The sequence below is a fragment of the Limnobaculum allomyrinae genome (assembly GCF_016649425.1).
In the GTDB taxonomy this organism is placed as follows: Bacteria; Pseudomonadota; Gammaproteobacteria; order Enterobacterales; family Enterobacteriaceae; genus Limnobaculum; species Limnobaculum allomyrinae.
In genome coordinates this window covers 293,697-309,339 of record NZ_JADRCR010000002.1, presented here as the reverse complement: position 1 = coordinate 309,339, position 15,643 = coordinate 293,697, and the positions used below count along the sequence as shown (strand labels likewise).

At 44.6% G+C, this 15,643-nt stretch carries 17 protein-coding genes; 8 read left to right on the top strand and 9 right to left on the bottom strand.

The genetic code is table 11. The features are described 5' to 3' along the window. Positions 1-15 precede the first annotated feature (15 nt). The 3 genes from I2494_RS05625 to prfC all read right to left on the bottom strand — a co-directional run bounded on the left by I2494_RS05625 (position 16) and on the right by prfC (position 3,033). The gene (locus tag I2494_RS05625; protein WP_407657864.1) at positions 16-207 is read right to left on the bottom strand and encodes a CsbD family protein; all 192 of its coding nucleotides are present in this window, start codon (positions 205-207) and stop codon (positions 16-18) included. Between the two features lie 62 nt (positions 208-269). Beyond that, positions 270-917 (bottom strand): molecular chaperone OsmY, encoded by a 648-nt coding sequence (gene osmY / locus I2494_RS05620; protein WP_218466126.1) that lies wholly within the window; start codon positions 915-917, stop codon positions 270-272. Positions 918-1,443: 526 nt separating this feature from the next. Continuing rightward, a complete protein-coding gene (prfC, locus tag I2494_RS05615) occupies positions 1,444-3,033 on the bottom strand; it encodes a peptide chain release factor 3 (protein WP_218466125.1) in 1,590 nt (529 codons plus the stop codon). Positions 3,034-3,303: 270 nt separating this feature from the next. Between prfC and I2494_RS05610 the strand changes: the two genes are divergently transcribed. After that, a complete protein-coding gene (locus I2494_RS05610) occupies positions 3,304-4,029 on the top strand; it encodes a DUF7424 family protein (protein ID WP_218466124.1) in 726 nt (241 codons plus the stop codon). Between the two features lie 291 nt (positions 4,030-4,320). Beyond that, positions 4,321-4,635 (top strand): BON domain-containing protein, encoded by a 315-nt coding sequence (locus I2494_RS05605; protein WP_218466123.1) that lies wholly within the window; start codon positions 4,321-4,323, stop codon positions 4,633-4,635. A 79-nt stretch (positions 4,636-4,714) separates the two neighbouring features. Here I2494_RS05605 and rimI read toward each other — a convergent pair whose 3' ends face one another. Both rimI and I2494_RS05595 read right to left on the bottom strand, forming a co-directional pair. Next, the gene (gene rimI, locus I2494_RS05600; RefSeq protein WP_218466122.1) at positions 4,715-5,155 is read right to left on the bottom strand and encodes a ribosomal protein S18-alanine N-acetyltransferase; all 441 of its coding nucleotides are present in this window, start codon (positions 5,153-5,155) and stop codon (positions 4,715-4,717) included. After that, complete coding sequence (locus I2494_RS05595) at positions 5,124-5,555, bottom strand: DNA polymerase III subunit psi (protein ID WP_218466121.1); 432 nt, start codon at positions 5,553-5,555, stop codon at positions 5,124-5,126. Before I2494_RS05595 ends, rimI begins: the two co-directional genes overlap by 32 nt. A 153-nt stretch (positions 5,556-5,708) precedes the next feature. On the opposite strand from I2494_RS05595, the gene rsmC reads away from it, so the two are divergent. Then, positions 5,709-6,764, top strand: a complete 1,056-nt coding sequence (rsmC, locus tag I2494_RS05590) for a 16S rRNA (guanine(1207)-N(2))-methyltransferase RsmC (protein WP_218466120.1) — start codon at positions 5,709-5,711, stop codon at positions 6,762-6,764. A 154-nt stretch (positions 6,765-6,918) separates the two neighbouring features. Beyond that, the gene (locus I2494_RS05585) at positions 6,919-7,914 is read left to right on the top strand and encodes a Gfo/Idh/MocA family protein (RefSeq protein ID WP_218466119.1); all 996 of its coding nucleotides are present in this window, start codon (positions 6,919-6,921) and stop codon (positions 7,912-7,914) included. Positions 7,915-7,994: 80 nt separating this feature from the next. On the opposite strand, the gene ridA is transcribed toward I2494_RS05585, so the two are convergent. Continuing rightward, a complete protein-coding gene (gene ridA, locus I2494_RS05580) occupies positions 7,995-8,384 on the bottom strand; it encodes a 2-iminobutanoate/2-iminopropanoate deaminase (RefSeq protein WP_140919089.1) in 390 nt (129 codons plus the stop codon). 245 nt (positions 8,385-8,629) lie between these two features. Between ridA and I2494_RS05575 the strand changes: the two genes are divergently transcribed. Beyond that, complete coding sequence (locus I2494_RS05575; RefSeq protein WP_218466118.1) at positions 8,630-9,094, top strand: YhcH/YjgK/YiaL family protein; 465 nt, start codon at positions 8,630-8,632, stop codon at positions 9,092-9,094. A gap of 464 nt (positions 9,095-9,558) precedes the next feature. On the opposite strand, the gene argF is transcribed toward I2494_RS05575, so the two are convergent. Next, positions 9,559-10,569, bottom strand: a complete 1,011-nt coding sequence (gene argF / locus I2494_RS05570) for an ornithine carbamoyltransferase (RefSeq protein WP_218466117.1) — start codon at positions 10,567-10,569, stop codon at positions 9,559-9,561. A gap of 179 nt (positions 10,570-10,748) precedes the next feature. Between argF and rraB the strand changes: the two genes are divergently transcribed. Next, the gene (gene rraB / locus I2494_RS05565) at positions 10,749-11,183 is read left to right on the top strand and encodes a ribonuclease E inhibitor RraB (protein WP_218466116.1); all 435 of its coding nucleotides are present in this window, start codon (positions 10,749-10,751) and stop codon (positions 11,181-11,183) included. A gap of 25 nt (positions 11,184-11,208) precedes the next feature. Then, complete coding sequence (locus tag I2494_RS05560) at positions 11,209-12,057, top strand: aldo/keto reductase (RefSeq protein WP_218466115.1); 849 nt, start codon at positions 11,209-11,211, stop codon at positions 12,055-12,057. A gap of 67 nt (positions 12,058-12,124) precedes the next feature. On the opposite strand, the gene I2494_RS05555 is transcribed toward I2494_RS05560, so the two are convergent. Continuing rightward, entirely contained in the window at positions 12,125-13,165 is a 1,041-nt protein-coding gene (locus tag I2494_RS05555) for a TerC/Alx family metal homeostasis membrane protein (RefSeq protein ID WP_218466114.1), read from the bottom strand. A 415-nt stretch (positions 13,166-13,580) separates the two neighbouring features. Between I2494_RS05555 and I2494_RS05550 the strand changes: the two genes are divergently transcribed. Next, positions 13,581-14,069 (top strand): phosphatidylglycerophosphatase A family protein, encoded by a 489-nt coding sequence (locus I2494_RS05550; protein WP_267081221.1) that lies wholly within the window; start codon positions 13,581-13,583, stop codon positions 14,067-14,069. Here I2494_RS05550 and pdxR read toward each other — a convergent pair. Continuing rightward, positions 14,041-15,552, bottom strand: coding sequence for a MocR-like pyridoxine biosynthesis transcription factor PdxR (pdxR, locus tag I2494_RS05545; RefSeq protein ID WP_218466113.1), 1,512 nt, complete (start codon positions 15,550-15,552; stop codon positions 14,041-14,043). The genes I2494_RS05550 and pdxR overlap by 29 nt on opposite strands. Positions 15,553-15,643 lie beyond the last annotated feature (91 nt).

Below are 15,643 nucleotides of genomic sequence, written 5' to 3'. Positions count from 1 at the left end.
CTAACCTTCTAATTTTTAATGATGGGTTCTCGACTCAGAGGATACCCTTTCTTGCTCTTTTCCGTAATCTTCTTGCAGAATTCCCGAGAGCCAGTCACTGTTTCCGGCAAAAAATTCATCTTCTATACCGGCCATTTCAGCCCACCAGAGCCGGATAGAGCCTTTCCACTGCTTTAGTCTGCCCAGAATAATATCACTATTCATCATAATAGCTCCTCAGTCAGACTGGCAGTAAAGCGTTAACACGCTTTACTGCACCATCTTAACGGTTAGTGTTTTACAACCAAATCGTTTTTCACGGTTTTAACGCCTTTTACTTGTTTAGCAATACTTTCAGCCTGTTTAGCCTGAGCCGGTTTATCAACATTACCGGTCAGTAATACCACCCCTTCGCTGGTTTCAACTTTGATTTTGCGAGAAGGGACGATTTTATCCGCCAGTAACTTGGCTTTAACTTCGCTGGTAATCGCAGAGTCACTTACATAGCCCTCTACCGTACCGCTTTTATCTTCTTGTACCTGAAGTTTGTTGCTAACAGATTTCACCCCCTCGACCTTTTCTACCACTTCATTGGCCTGGGTCATCTGTTCAGTACTGGTGACAAAACCACTCAGGGTGACGACACCACCGGTAGTCTCAACGGAGATATGTGTACTTTCGATGCTCTTATGATCTAATAACGCGCTTTTTACTTTTGCCGTAATCGTGCTGTCACCCATAAAGTTATCGACTTTCTTCATCGAGTTATCGATAGAGGAACCGACTTTATCAACCGACTTATCAATGGATGTACTGACTTTTTCAACGGCATTTTCGGCCTTAGTTGCCACGGTTTCTTCAGCCCATGCGCTCCCGCTGACAACAACCGTACTGAATACTATGGCGATCAAAGAACGTGCTAAGGGTACATTTTTCATTGATGATTACCTTTAGGTTTAAATACAGGAATAACAGATAAATCAAATCACTGGTTAGTGACTTATCTGGTTATATCGGCTAACTGCACGATACAATTAGCCAATAAACGTGAATAGCGTTGCAATTATTGGGCCACATCAGTTGAAATGATGATAAATCAATAGATTATTGACAACGTGGCATATAACAAAGCATGAAAGTGTTGTTTTTTAGCGACAAATTCAATGTATTAATAACATTTAAATAACAAAAAATTATAACTCATTGAATTAATTGGACGCTAACTGTCACCTATCAGCAACACCTTAATATAATCTGTTAAATATTGGCCTTAAATATGCGATTGGCTACCTGTATAACTATAGAACACCCTCGGTAAACTGTTGTATAGATCACAAAATTTTTGTAATCATGCTTATAATTACAAAGTTAAATACTGGTTAAACAGCATAAAAAAAGCCCGACGTAAAACGTCAGGCCTTCACACTGCACTAAAATAGTGAAATCAGAGACTAACTATCACTATTAATGCTCACGGGTTTTACGGAATACGATATCCGGGTAACGCTCTTGAGTCAGATTCAGGTTAACCATGGTTGGCGCAATATAGCTCAGGTTCTCACCACCATCTAAAGCAACGTTCAACTCATTCTTACGCTTAAACTCTTCCAGCTTTTTCGCATCACTGCATTCAATCCAGCGAGCGGTAGAAACGTTCACTGATTCATAAATCGCTTCTACGTTATATTCACTTTTCAGGCGAGCGACGACCACATCAAACTGAAGTACCCCAACGGCACCAACAATCAGGTCATTATTAGCGATTGGTCGGAAGACCTGAACCGCGCCCTCTTCAGAAAGCTGTACCAGCCCTTTAAGCAACTGCTTCTGCTTCAATGGATCTTTCAGGCGGATACGGCGGAACAGTTCAGGAGCAAAGTTTGGAATACCGGTGAATTTCATATCTTCACCCTGAGTGAAAGTATCACCGATTTGAATGGTACCGTGGTTATGCAGACCGATAATGTCGCCCGGATAAGCCTCTTCCACATGAGAACGGTCACCGGCCATAAACGTCAACACATCAGAAATAACCACATCTTTACCTAAACGAACCTGACGTAGTTTCATTCCTTTCTCGTAAGTACCTGACACCACTCGCATAAAAGCTACACGATCGCGGTGTTTCGGATCCATATTGGCCTGAATCTTAAAGACAAAACCGGAAAACTTCTCTTCCGTGGCGGAGACTTCCCGCACATCGGTTTTACGCGGCATTGGTGCCGGAGCCCAGTCAACCAAACCGTCCAGCATATGGTCTACACCAAAGTTACCCAACGCAGTACCAAAGAATACCGGCGTCAATTCACCCGCCAGGAAAGACTCCAGTTCAAATTCATGGGAAGCGCCTTGTACCAGCTCCAACTCTTCGCGCAGCTGTGCAGCTAAATCTTCACCCACCGCTGCATCCAGTTCAGGATTATTCAGCCCTTTCACAATCCGAACTTCCTGAATGGTATGGCCTTTACCACTTTGATACAGATAGGTTTCATCTTTATATAAGTGGTAAACCCCTTTAAACAACTTACCGCAGCCGATAGGCCAGGTGATCGGTGAACACATAATTTTCAGTTCACTCTCTACCTCATCCAACAGCTCCATAGGATCGCGAATATCCCGATCCAGCTTGTTCATAAAGGTTAAAATTGGCGTATCGCGCAGACGGGTGACTTCCATCAGCTTACGGGTACGATCCTCTACACCTTTTGCCGCATCGATAACCATCAAACAGCAGTCAACGGCCGTCAGAGTACGGTAGGTATCTTCAGAGAAGTCTTCATGCCCTGGGGTATCCAGCAGGTTTACCAGACACTCTTTATACGGGAACTGCATTACCGAGGTAGTAATCGAAATACCACGCTGCTTTTCCATTTCCATCCAGTCGGATTTGGCATGTTGGTTAGAACCACGCCCTTTTACCGTACCGGCAGTCTGAATCGCCTGTCCGAACAACAGAACTTTTTCAGTAATGGTTGTTTTACCCGCATCGGGGTGAGAAATAATCGCAAACGTGCGTCGGCACGCTATTTCTGCGGCTCTTGAAGTATCTTTCATGTATTTAGTTCTCAGATATGTACAACAGTATGTACATGAAATAGTTTTCTGATAGGTGCAATGGGGAGGATTTTACACAGATGGCTATCGGAAGGATACAAAAAACCCAACCATTCTCTTTACAGTAATACTGAATGAAAGGCCATTATATAGTCTTTGCGTTAAGCCACATTTTCGTTCAAGGCTCATATGCTGTTTTTTATTTCTGGGATAGTATCGCCATAAAAATAGTAGTGACATGAGTTAATTATCTATTAATGGGGATTCGAAATGAAAAAAATAGTGCCTGTCGTGGCGGTGGGGTTACTTTTATCAGGATGTAAAGTTGATATGAACACCACAGTAGATCTTAACGATCTTATGTCCAGTACCCACAAAGCGGTTTCAGGAAAGCTAAGTTTTGAAGTGCCTGCATGTTCCAGCCATGAAGATTCACGTAAAGAATCCAAAAGCCTTACCGATCTTAAAGCTCAGGTTCCAACTATTTTCCGCAATGCTCAATTTACCGAGTGCTATACCAAGCAGTTTAGCTCCTATGCCGATTTTGCTATTCCGGTTGATGTAGGCTCAATGGATGAACCGACTAACATGGCAGATACCGATATTTATATTGTGTCATCTAAAAAACATCGAACACTGGCCGGAATCGTATTAAATAAAGATTTAATCGAACGTATTCGTAAGGCGCAAAAAAATGCCATGAATAAAATGGATTTTGATATATCGGTTACTATCAATCGTGGAGATAATACGCTTTCCGGCTATATGGTTGGGGTATATCAGACGTTTCCTGATGGCAAAAAAGTACCGGCTTCTTTTGCACCACTAAACTGGGAAAATGCTAAAACCCTGACATTTACCTTATCTGACGTATCAACTGAACAACTATTTACCGATAGTTCTTACACGTTCCTGCATGACCAAAGTCGATTCACAGTAAATGGCACAAATGATGGTGCCGAAAAGGCTGCTGCACCCGCAAAAACCACTCCTTAAACAGACAAAGGTCTGGTTCTGTTGAGACCAGACCTTTATCCCTTCCGGGGAAGATATAACACTGACAGCAGTCATTCCCTATTCCAATCATTATTACTGATATGATTGATTATCAATTACTCACTGATATAAAAAATTAGCTTTCAATATATTGAGTTATTAAATTTGCTATTATATATAAACAGCATTTTCCGTAATACGTGAACGGTTTAACTGGCGTTAGATTAGCGTATTCGCTTCAGGTAAACGCTTTTGAAAAATATGCCCATCAACCACTAAGGAGTAGAAAGGATGAAGATTGCAAAGTCACTTGCAGCCCTGCTGGGTGCCATTATCATGACCATCGCAGTCGCCGGTTGTTCACCTACGGCGAAAACTGAAGGTACCGGTGGATATATTGATGACTCAGTGATTACCACGAAAGTAAAAGCCGCGCTTTTAGGTGAAAAAACCATTCGTTCCACCCAAATTACCGTCACCACGTTTAAAGGGCAGGTGCAGTTAAGTGGCTTCGTACGCTCTAAAGATGAGTCCAACGCCGCGGAAGATGTCGCTAAAACCGTCGTTGGTGTGCGTTCAGTAGAAAACTCACTATTGGTAAAATAGCTTAGCGTTCAGGCAATAAACAAAAAAGCGCGGGCGGGTAAACCAATCCGCGCTTTCAATTTTTAGCAATGGCTGATAACTACAGCGTTAACGCCATAATTACAGCATCTTCTCGCCCATCCGCTGTCGGGTAATAACCTTTTCGCACCGTCACTTCATTAAAATCAAACGCACGATACAGCTCAATAGCAGCCAGATTGGATGCACGAACCTCCAGCCACAGAGTCATTACGTCCCGTTGAATTAACTCATTGATCAAATATTGCAGCAGTTCTCGCCCCAGTCCTCGACGCTGAAAGTCAGGATGAACTGCAATATTAAATAACGTTGCCTCGTCAAGCACCACCTGGGTGATGGCAAAAGCAGCAATCGTGTTATCAACGCTTAACTTCAGATTCAGGTAGCGATCACCCTGATTACTGTTTAGCGTTTTTTCTGTCCAGGGAAAAGCATGGCTTGCCTGTTCAATCTGCCAGACTTCCGGTAAATCATTCGGCTTGAGAAAGGAAATGGTATTCATTGCGACAAATCTGCTGCCATAAGGTACGTTTTGCTTCAGGATTATCCGCCAGTTCAGGCAGCGTTGGGGTACTTAATACAGGTAACTCAGCCAGAGCAGCGGGTAAATCCGGACATTGCGCCACGCCCATCAGCCAGAATACGCAACGGGTATCTTCCGGCACCATCATGGCCTGTTCAGGTGTCAGGCAATAAATCTGCTCCACCGAAAGTAACATGGCTCGCAAGATATCCTGCATCAAAGGAGAAGAAAGCGCAGGTAACGTCTCTGCTAGCAGAATCACTTTGAGGTTAGCGGGCAAAACCATAGCAACTTCCCCCTGCAACGCAGCCGGACGCCTCAGTTGATACTGCCTGATGCCCATTTGTTCCAGTTGCCAGTCACGCCGTGATGTCGTCATGAATACCCACTACTCGCTATCAATTTCAGAATTAAGCTGCGCTATGCTAGCAAACCCATCGAATAACCGCCAATAAAGCTCTATAATTCGGCGCAAATACCATTTGAGGCATTTCCATAACTGATTTATCCGCCTGCCTCACAGGAGAATACTATGTCCGCTTTTTGCCCGGCCAGTGAAGTGATGCTGCGCCATACCGATGAGTTTACCGAACGCCGCGTACTGTTTGCCGGCGATCTACAAGACGATCTTCCCTGCCAGTTTGAGGCAAAAGAAGTTCGGGTTCACTGTTCCCAATATCACCACTGGCGCCAACTCGCCCGTACTCTGGGTGATAAGGCTCAATTTAGTTTATTGCCACCACCAGAACTGATTGATGGCTGCGATACCCTGGTTTTCTACTGGCCTAAAAGCAAGCAGGAAGCACAATTTCAATTAAATGCCCTGCTCAACCAATTACCGATTGGTACCGATCTGTTTATCGTTGGTGAAAACCGCAGCGGCGTACGCAGCGCCGAAACTCTGCTGGCAGATTTTGGCCCTATCGCCAAAATTGATAGTGCTCGTCGCTGTAGCCTCTATCATTTCCGTTCAGAACGTCAGGCTCAATTCGATGTATCTCAATGGTGGGATGAATATCAGGTTGATGATGTAATAGTAAAAACATTGCCGGGTGTATTCAGCCGTGATGGATTTGATGTAGGCAGTCAGTTACTGCTTTCTGCACTGGAAAATGTAAAGGGCAAAGTGCTGGATGTAGGCTGCGGTGCTGGCGTGCTATCGGCGATACTTGCCCATGAAAATCCGGATATCAATCTGACCTTAAGTGATGTCAACGCAGCTGCACTTGAATCCAGTAAAGCCACTATCAGCGCTAATGGATTACAAGCAAAAGTGATTGCCAGCGATGTATTCTCTGATATTGAAGGCCGTTTTGATTTTATTATCTCCAACCCGCCGTTTCATGATGGATTGCAAACCAATCTGACCGCCGCTGAATCGCTGATCCGTGGGGCGACAAAACATCTACAACTGGGAGGCCGTTTGTGTATCGTCGCGAACGCCTTCCTGCCTTACCCTGATCTTCTGGACGCTACCTTTGGCAGTCATGAAGTGTTAGCTCAAACCGGTCGCTTTAAAGTCTATCAATCCATTATGGGCCGTCCATCCGCAACACCGAAAGATAAAAAAACCGCACATAAACGGTAACCAATCGATCCCTTAAGTAATATACTTAAGGGATCCCTGTCGCATCGTTAATTCGAACCTTCTTCCCCTGAATCTGGCTTTTGTACTCATCGTCAGTCATTGTCGTCGCCAGATTGCGGGATAAAATTAACCCTCAGCTGGAATGGGGCACATTATGATTCGATTTGCTGTTATTGGAACCAACTGGATTACCCAACGTTTTATTGACGCTGCACATGCTACCGGAAAGCTAAAACTTACCGCGGTGTACTCCCGTTCGCTGGAAAGTGCGCGCTGTTTTGCTGAACCTAATCAGGTAACCCTGCTGTTTGACGATCTTCAGGCATTGGCCGAAAGCCCGGAGATAGATGCGGTATATATTGCCAGTCCTAATTCCTTTCACTATTCACAAGCTCTCCTCATGCTACAACATCATAAGCATGTGATATGCGAGAAGCCTCTGGCTTCACACATTCAAGAAGTAGAAACCCTGATAGCTTGTGCTAATAAGCACCAGGTCGTCCTGTTTGAAGGGTTTAAAACTGCCTGGTTGCCTAACTTTATTCTGTTACAGCAAATGCTGCTGCGTATTGGCAAAGTGCGTAAAGTATTTATTAACTATTGCCAGTACTCTTCTCGCTACCAACGTTACCTCGATGGTGAAAACCCTAACACCTTTAATCCTGCTTTTTCTAACGGTTCGATCATGGATATCGGTTACTACTGTCTGGCCAGTGCTATTAGCCTGTTTGGAGAACCGAAAGGATTAGATGCCAACGCAGAATTACTGGAGTCCGGGGTAGATGGTCACGGCACGGTGTGGATGAACTATGGCTATTTTGATGTCGTTCTGTTCCATTCTAAAGTCAGTAATTCTGATATTCCCAGTGAGATTCAGGGTGAAGATGGAACGCTGGTGATAGAGAAAATTTCCGAGTGTCAAAAGATTATCTATACTCCCCGGGGCGGCCAGCCGCAGGATATCTCCCTACCGCAGCATGAAAACACCATGTTCTACGAAGCAACTGTATTTGCCGGCTTGATTGAACGACAGTGTATTGACCATGCCGGTATTCCTGTTTCGCGTAGTACATCGCGGATATTGACAGAGATACGTGCACTGACCGGCGTGAAATTTCCCGCCGACACCTCGTCAGGGCTATCTCATTAAGGAATACTGATAGAGAGACTTGAACCGGTAGGATTCTGATAATAAAAGAATCTTACCGGTGATAGCATTATCGCTGAGTATTAGCGACGAACGGCAATAACTTCGATTTCTACTTTTGCATCTTTTGGTAAACGAGCCACTTCTACACAAGAACGCGCCGGAAATGATGGTGCGTTATTCTCTTTAAAGAAGGCTTCATACGCCGCATTAACCGTGCCGAAGTCATTTAAATCTTTAACGAATACGGTGGTTTTTACAATATCAGCCACTTTCAGACCAGCCGCTTCCACAATTGCTTTCACGTTTTCTAAAGATTGACGAGCCTGAGCCGCGACATCCTCAGGAAATGCGCCTGTTTTAGGATCGATAGGAAGCTGACCTGATGTGATAATCATACTGCCCAAATCTACGCCCTGTACGTACGGACCAATTGCCGCTGGTGCTTTGTCAGTATTAATAATGTGGGACATGGATTCTCCTTAGTTTATAAGTGTCGTTTTTGTCATATTGAGATCAATCACGCCGGTCATTATAAGGCGCTTACAGAAAGATGCACCATAAGCCGCTAAGCAAAGAAAGTAAATCCAATAATTCTTAACTATCCAACACATCATACTAATGTGATAAGCGTCCACTATTGACAATAAAATACTTTGCTTATCCTCCGGACATAATAGAATATGAAACAGCATTTCATTTTTCAAAAGGAATAACCATGATTACCGGAAACATTCACCATTTAGATCTTGTCCCTTACCTGCCAGCCAAGCTGAAACAGGCTATCGAATACATTAAAAGCAATATCACTAACGATACGCCATTAGGTAAGCATGACATTGATGGCAACAATGTATTTGTCCTGATTTCCAACGATAGTACCGATGAGCTACAAAACCGCCGCGCGGAGTATCATGAACGCTATCTGGATATTCAAATCGTATTGAAAGGCGAAGAAGGCATGGTATTCAGTAATCTACCCGCTGGTACGCCTACTGATAACTGGCTGGCAGATAAAGACATCGCCTTTTTGCCTTCTGGCGAACAAGAAAAACAGATGATTATGCAAGAAGGAGACTTTGTCGTTTTCTATCCTGGTGAAGTACACAAACCCCTGTGCGCCGTTGGCAAACCTGCTCACGTTCGTAAGGCAGTGGTTAAAATGTTGGTGAGCGCACTGTAAAGCCATCAATACAGAATCGCCCTGTTTGGTTGCCGATTGGCATAAGATGGGGTGATGGTAATTTTTGGTATCGCTTTTCGCCCTTATCCCTTGATCTATTTGTTGAGCACTGGAATTCAGCCGACAACTGAGTGAGGGAGCACGACCAACATGGATGTTGGTCGAGGCGCTGCTTCGCCGGACAAAATTGCAGGAGCAATTTTGAACAGCACAACGTGCTGGCCCCGTAGGGGTGAGCCTCATGGATGAGGCGAATAAACCGAATCAGCGCCGGTGCGTAAACCCGAACGAAGGCGGAGAGTAGTCGCCACAGGCGACCTGAATTCGGGTGCGAAAGCGCGGGATTGTTAAAGGAGTTCGCCAACCCCCTTAACTCGGCCACTTGCACGATAGGCAATTTAGACTCTGCACTATTAGTGGACGAAACCAGCTCCCAACTAAATTCTTACCTGTCCGACAAAAAATTAATATGAGTGTACCAACGTCGCCACCATCACCGCCTTAATGGTATGCATCCGGTTTTCCGCCTGATCAAACACCACACTGTGCACCGATTCAAATACCTCGTCAGTGACCTCCATACCACCATGCAATCCATACTGTTCCGCCATCTGTTTACCCATGACAGTTTGATCGTCATGAAACGCGGGCAGGCAGTGCAGAAACTTCACCTGTGGATTGTGAGTTAGCTCAATCATGGCCTGATTAACCTGATAAGGCTTGAGTAAAGCAATACGCTCTTTCCATACCTCTTTGGGCTCGCCCATCGACACCCAAACATCGGTATACAGATAATCAACCCCTTCAACACCCTGAGCAACATTTTCTGTCAGAGTGATACGGGCACCGGTCTTTTTCGCTATCGCCTGACAGCTCTCAACCAGTGACTCCTGTGGCCAACAAGCTTTTGGTGCCACCAGTCGTATATCCATTCCCATTAATGCCGCCCCTTCCAACAAAGAGTTCCCCATATTGTTGCGGGCATCCCCTAAATAGGCGAACTTAATCTGAGACAGCGATTTTTGTGGAGAGTGTTCCTGCATAGTCAACAGATCGGCCAAAATCTGGGTAGGATGAAATTCATCCGTCAGGCCGTTCCATACCGGAACGCCAGAATACTCTGCCAAAGTTTCAACAATCTTCTGACCAAAACCACGATACTGAATACCGTCATACATACGCCCTAATACCCGGGCAGTATCTTTAATTGATTCTTTATGACCAATCTGGCTCCCGCTCGGGCCAAGATAAGTTACTCTCGCCCCCTGATCAACAGCCGCCACTTCAAAAGCGCAGCGTGTGCGGGTTGAGTCTTTCTCAAAGATTAATGCAATGTTCTTACCGTTCAGCAGCGGTTGCTCAGTTCCACTTTTCTTATCTTTTTTAAGTTTGGCGGACAAAGCCAACAATGCGGCAATTTCATTTGGGCTAAAATCAAGTAACCGAAGCAGATGACGCTGATAGAACTGAGGCATGGGGCTGTCTCCCTGAGCTTAAATATAAGATATGGTGATAAATTGAATTAATAATCAATTTATATGAATCAATATTCACAATCAACCTGATAATAAAGAAAACTTTCTCTTTCCTGTGGAGCTACCGGTTGCACTATGTGAGAATACCGCTAACTGACCATCCTAATGGGAAAAATATCATGGCTAATGACGAACTAAGTATCCTGCTGGAAGAACAACGTGAAGAAACTCGCTTGATTATTGAAGAGCTGCTGGAAGACGGTAGCGATCCTGATGCGCTGTACGCTATCGAGCATCACCTCTCCGCGGAAGATTTCGACACGCTGGAGAAAGCAGCAGTAGAAGCCTTTAAACTCGGCTATGAAGTGACCGAGCCGGAAGAGTTAGAAGTAGAAGATGGCTTAATCGTTCTTTGTTGTGACGTGATCAGTGAAGTTTCTCTTAACGCTGATATCATTGATAAACAAGTTGAACAGCTTATCAAGCTGGCGGATCGCTACGATATTAATTACGACGGTTGGGGTACCTACTTTGAAGATCCTAACGGTAGCGATGATGAGGACGACGACGGCGAATACCCTATGGATGAGGATGATAACGGAACACGCCATTAATTTTCATTAACTGGAGGTTGATTGCATGACCAGAGAGCATATGCGTTATATCACTTTGCCTAGCGGGGACGATGTCCCGGTATTTGGTCAGGGTACCTGGTTTATGGGGGAGCGCGGCTCCGATATTCAACGCGAAGTTCAAACCCTGCGTCATGGTATTGAACGGGGTTTGTCGCTGATTGATACCGCAGAGATGTATGCTGATGGTGGTGCGGAGCGGGTGGTTGGGGCAGCAATTAAAGGCTGCCGTGACGACGTGTTTCTGGTGAGTAAAGTGCTTCCCGGTAATGCCAGTGCTCAAGGCACGATTGCTGCCTGTGAAGGCAGCTTAAAGCGTTTGGGCACCGAATATATTGACCTCTATTTACTACACTGGCGAGGCCACATTCCACTGGAAGAGACGATTAACGCCTTAGAAGACCTGGTAGAACAAGGAAAAATCGGCCAGTGGGGCGTCAGCAACTTTGATGTTGACGATCTGGAAGAGCTGATGACCATTGTGGACAATGAGCGCGTTGCTACCAATCAGGTCTTGTATAACCTCTCCCGTCGGGGAATTGAATACGATCTGCTGCCATGGTGCCGTAGCAATAGTATGCCGGTTATGGCCTATTCGCCCATTGAACAAGCTCGTTTGCTGGAACATCCTGCTCTGGTGGAAGTGGCAAAACGTCATCACGCCACACCGGCGCAAATTGCCCTGGCGTGGGTATTACGTGATCACAATATTATTACTATCCCTAAAGCCTCTACCGTTGAACATATGATAGAGAATATTGGTAGTTTAAGTATTCATCTGGAACATGAAGATTACGTTACGCTGGATGCGGCTTTCCCTCCGCCGTCGCGGAAAAAACCGTTAGAAATGCTTTAACCATATCAATAAAACAGGGCGAATAATTTCGCCCTGTTTTATGCTGTTCTAATTCTGCAATAATATATTAAGACGTTGCTTCTGAATCGCTTTCAGCTTTTCCCGGCCAAATCAGGCTGGCCAATATACCCAGCGCTAACATCCCCAGCACAATAAACAAACTGGTTGTTGGATCGATCGAATATCCATGACCAAACAAGTGTGCAGAAGCATTTAATGCCAGTTTTGCCGCAATAAAGAATAGCAACGCAATAATCGCTTTTTCTAAATGCACCAAATATTGTTTCATGGCTTCTAAAACAAAATACAGAGTACGAAGGCCTAAAATCGCAAACATCATTGCACTGTATACAATCAGTGGCTCCCGACTAACAGCAATCACCGCCGGTACAGAATCGAAGGCAAACATAACATCACTTAACTCAATCACCACAACACACAAAAACAGTGGCGTTGCATAAAATATACCTTTACCAATCTTACCGACTAAATCTGCGTTTTCTGGTTTAATCAATTCGGCATCCAGCTCTTTTTGATTAAGTAAAAAACGATTACCTGACAGCTTCGGATAAGTAGGGAACAGCTTTTTGGCAAAACGGTAGGCGAAATGTGATGAGTAATCCTCAATCTCATCGTCATCCCCACCACTGCGCAACATCATTACCCCGGTAAAAGCAACGATAACGGCAAACAGTATTTCAACCCAAGGCCCCAGCACCAGCAACCCGGTGCCAATCACGACAAAAATAGCCCTGAAGACAATGGCACCAATGATTCCCCAATATAACAGGCGATGGCGATAAACATCAGGTACAGCAAACCATGAGAAGATAGCCATCATCACAAACAGGTTATCAACCGACAGCGCCTTCTCCAGTACATAGCCAGTAATGTAAAGGCTGGCAACATTTTCACCATGATGAATATACAGATAACCGCCAAAAATCAAGGCAGTAACAATCCAAAAGATCGACCAAAGTACTGCACTTTTTAAACTCAATACCGTATCTTTACGGTGTGCATATAAGTCAATAAAAATTGCAGCCAGTGCAATACCAATAAAGACTAAAACGGTCTCAATAGGGAATCCTAATGATGTTGTTTCCATACAATTAATTACCTTCCAATTTAAGGGTTACAGACCCAATCACTCGGATAAAAATTCATCTGACTGACTATCTGTCTGACTATTTCTAGCTTAAAACCGTTGATATTAATATTGCTAATTAAGCCATATCAATATATTACCTGATTCGAAAAGGCGAACTACCATCACCCTCAATCAATATACTTATGCGGCTGCCGCGCAGTTTAACATGTTTTTATCCTGGTTACTTTGGAGTAAGAAGTCACTAAGTGTGTGCTTAATATATTTGGTCAAATATTCATAAATATAATCAATCGTGATAACACCATTATTAATCAGAAAAAATCCTGTAATCTTCTGGTAGAATTCGCCGTTATTATCACTGATTCGCAGTCCAATAAAGGACGGATCATTTAAACATTTGGACGTTATAGCGTTGAGCATCAAAATTAAACCTGAATTATACAAACTATCGATCGCTAACCCACTGCACTGGATCGCCACGGGTTTTGGTTCCGGTTTGTCCCCTAAAGCACCGGGGACGTTTGGTTCTCTGGCCGCCATCCCATTCTTCTATTTGTTGCAGATGTTACCAATGCCCGCCTATTTGGTCATGCTGGTGCTTACCTTTGCGCTGGGTGTCTGGGCTTGCCAGTCGGCAACCAATGCCATCGGTATGGATGACCATGGTGCCATCGTCTGGGATGAGTTTGTTGGTATGTGGATCACCTGTATTGCTCTGCCTCAGGGTTTTATCTGGATGATCGCCGCGTTTGTTACCTTTCGCTTTTTTGACATTCTAAAACCCTGGCCCATCCGCTGGTTTGATAATCATTGCACCGGTGGCTTTGGCATCATGATTGATGATGTGATTGCCGGGCTGATTGCTTTTGGTGTCATACAGGCAATATATTGGGCGTTGTAACCCTCTCTTCAGCAGTTGCTTCCTGTTCGAGTATGGCCACCTGTTGTTCAATAACGGTCAGTACATGAAGCAATTGCTGCTGATTTAACCCACCAAAACCAAAAAACAGCAGCGGTGACGATACCGTTTTCAGCCAGGCCGTTTCTGAACCGTTGGCCAGCTCGACCAACGTATCAAAACGAATATTCTCTTGCAGGCAACGTTCACGTAGCTGCGCTACCTGCTTCACTGTCAGCGGACATACCAATGTGAGGTGTAGCCCGTTTTCAACACCTAAAATCTTCCCTTGTGGAAAGATACGCTGTAACCCCTCCACCAATAAGCGCTGACGATTGGCATATTCCTGTTCCAATTTACGTAAATAGCTGTAATAACGCTGGTCATGCATAAAGTCAGCCAGAAACTGCTGCTGTAACCAATTACTTCCGCTGTTACTTAACGCTTTCATATTTTGAACGGATGTCAAAATCGCATCAGGACACACCATATATCCCATCCGCATACCCGGCCCCAATGTTTTAGAAAAGGTACCGATATAAATAACCCGATCGTCTTCATCCATGGCTTTCAGCGCGGGTAACGGCGTACTGTTATAAGAAAATACCGAATCGTAATCGTCTTCGATAACATAGGCGCCGCTTTTCTGCGCCCAGATCAGTAAAGCACAGCGACGCTCAAGAGGAAGCGTTCCGCCAACCGGGTATTGGTGTGAAGGTGTTACATAGCAAAGCTGAGCCGGGCCAGAAGGAAGATGCTCAACCTGAATCCCCTGCTCATCAACCGCTACCGCTTCTATTTCAGCCTGATAATAGTCAAATAGATGCCATGCCCCTGAATAACAAGGTGATTCAGTAACAACTTTACAACCTTTGGTATTGAGAATAAAAAGCTGAGTCAGTAAGGCCAGCCCCTCCTGAATACCATTAATAACAATCACATTTTCCGGTTGAGTTTCAATACCTCGGGTCAGGCGTAAAAATCTTACCAGTTCCGTACGTAATGAGAGCAATCCCTGAGGGGAATGATAACGGGTTAGTAAATGATGTTTGGAATTGCTGGCTGAATTATTCCACTTTCTCCAACTTGGCCATGGAAAAGCATGAGGATCGGGAACGCCTAATCGACAATAAAGTTCAGGGGTAGCCGGAGAGTAAACATCTTGCCCCACGCTGGCAGGCATCAGCTTAACCGGCTCTCTGGCATTCTCAATACGCACAGGCTGAGGTGCTTTCTGCAACGCGCTGCTAAAAACCACCTCATAACCAATATCTGGACGACTTTTAACATAGCCATTTTGAATCAGCTTGTCATAAGCCATAACCACGGTAATACGTGCCACATTCAAATTTCGGGATAGCTCTCGAATCGATGGTAGCCGGTAGCCGACAGGTAGTTCTCCCTGCAGTAAAGCCTGATGTATTGTCTGAAATATCTGCTGCTGCAAGGGAGTACCCGATGATGGGTCCAGATGAATATCCAACATGCTAAATTGCCATTTCCATCAAATTAATATCCTATAAAAAACCATAATCGCATCATAAAGGAGATACATCCCACTAAAATTTGATACTACT

Excerpts from the sequence above, each read along its gene's own strand:
- ridA (WP_140919089.1), bottom strand. The coding sequence starts at position 8,384 with ATGTCCCACATTATTAATACTGACAAAGCACCAGCGGCAATTGGTCCG.
- prfC (WP_218466125.1), bottom strand. The coding sequence starts at position 3,033 with ATGAAAGATACTTCAAGAGCCGCAGAAATAGCGTGCCGACGCACGTTT.
- osmY (WP_218466126.1), bottom strand. The coding sequence starts at position 917 with ATGAAAAATGTACCCTTAGCACGTTCTTTGATCGCCATAGTATTCAGT.
- I2494_RS05585 (WP_218466119.1), top strand. The coding sequence starts at position 6,919 with ATGATTCGATTTGCTGTTATTGGAACCAACTGGATTACCCAACGTTTT.
- I2494_RS05575 (WP_218466118.1), top strand. The coding sequence starts at position 8,630 with ATGATTACCGGAAACATTCACCATTTAGATCTTGTCCCTTACCTGCCA.
- I2494_RS05560 (WP_218466115.1), top strand. The coding sequence starts at position 11,209 with ATGACCAGAGAGCATATGCGTTATATCACTTTGCCTAGCGGGGACGAT.
- rsmC (WP_218466120.1), top strand. The coding sequence starts at position 5,709 with ATGTCCGCTTTTTGCCCGGCCAGTGAAGTGATGCTGCGCCATACCGAT.
- I2494_RS05610 (WP_218466124.1), top strand. The coding sequence starts at position 3,304 with ATGAAAAAAATAGTGCCTGTCGTGGCGGTGGGGTTACTTTTATCAGGA.
- I2494_RS05625 (WP_407657864.1), bottom strand. The coding sequence starts at position 207 with ATGATGAATAGTGATATTATTCTGGGCAGACTAAAGCAGTGGAAAGGC.
- pdxR (WP_218466113.1), bottom strand. The coding sequence starts at position 15,552 with ATGTTGGATATTCATCTGGACCCATCATCGGGTACTCCCTTGCAGCAG.
- rimI (WP_218466122.1), bottom strand. The coding sequence starts at position 5,155 with ATGAATACCATTTCCTTTCTCAAGCCGAATGATTTACCGGAAGTCTGG.
- rraB (WP_218466116.1), top strand. The coding sequence starts at position 10,749 with ATGGCTAATGACGAACTAAGTATCCTGCTGGAAGAACAACGTGAAGAA.
- I2494_RS05595 (WP_218466121.1), bottom strand. The coding sequence starts at position 5,555 with ATGACGACATCACGGCGTGACTGGCAACTGGAACAAATGGGCATCAGG.
- I2494_RS05555 (WP_218466114.1), bottom strand. The coding sequence starts at position 13,165 with ATGGAAACAACATCATTAGGATTCCCTATTGAGACCGTTTTAGTCTTT.
- I2494_RS05605 (WP_218466123.1), top strand. The coding sequence starts at position 4,321 with ATGAAGATTGCAAAGTCACTTGCAGCCCTGCTGGGTGCCATTATCATG.
- argF (WP_218466117.1), bottom strand. The coding sequence starts at position 10,569 with ATGCCTCAGTTCTATCAGCGTCATCTGCTTCGGTTACTTGATTTTAGC.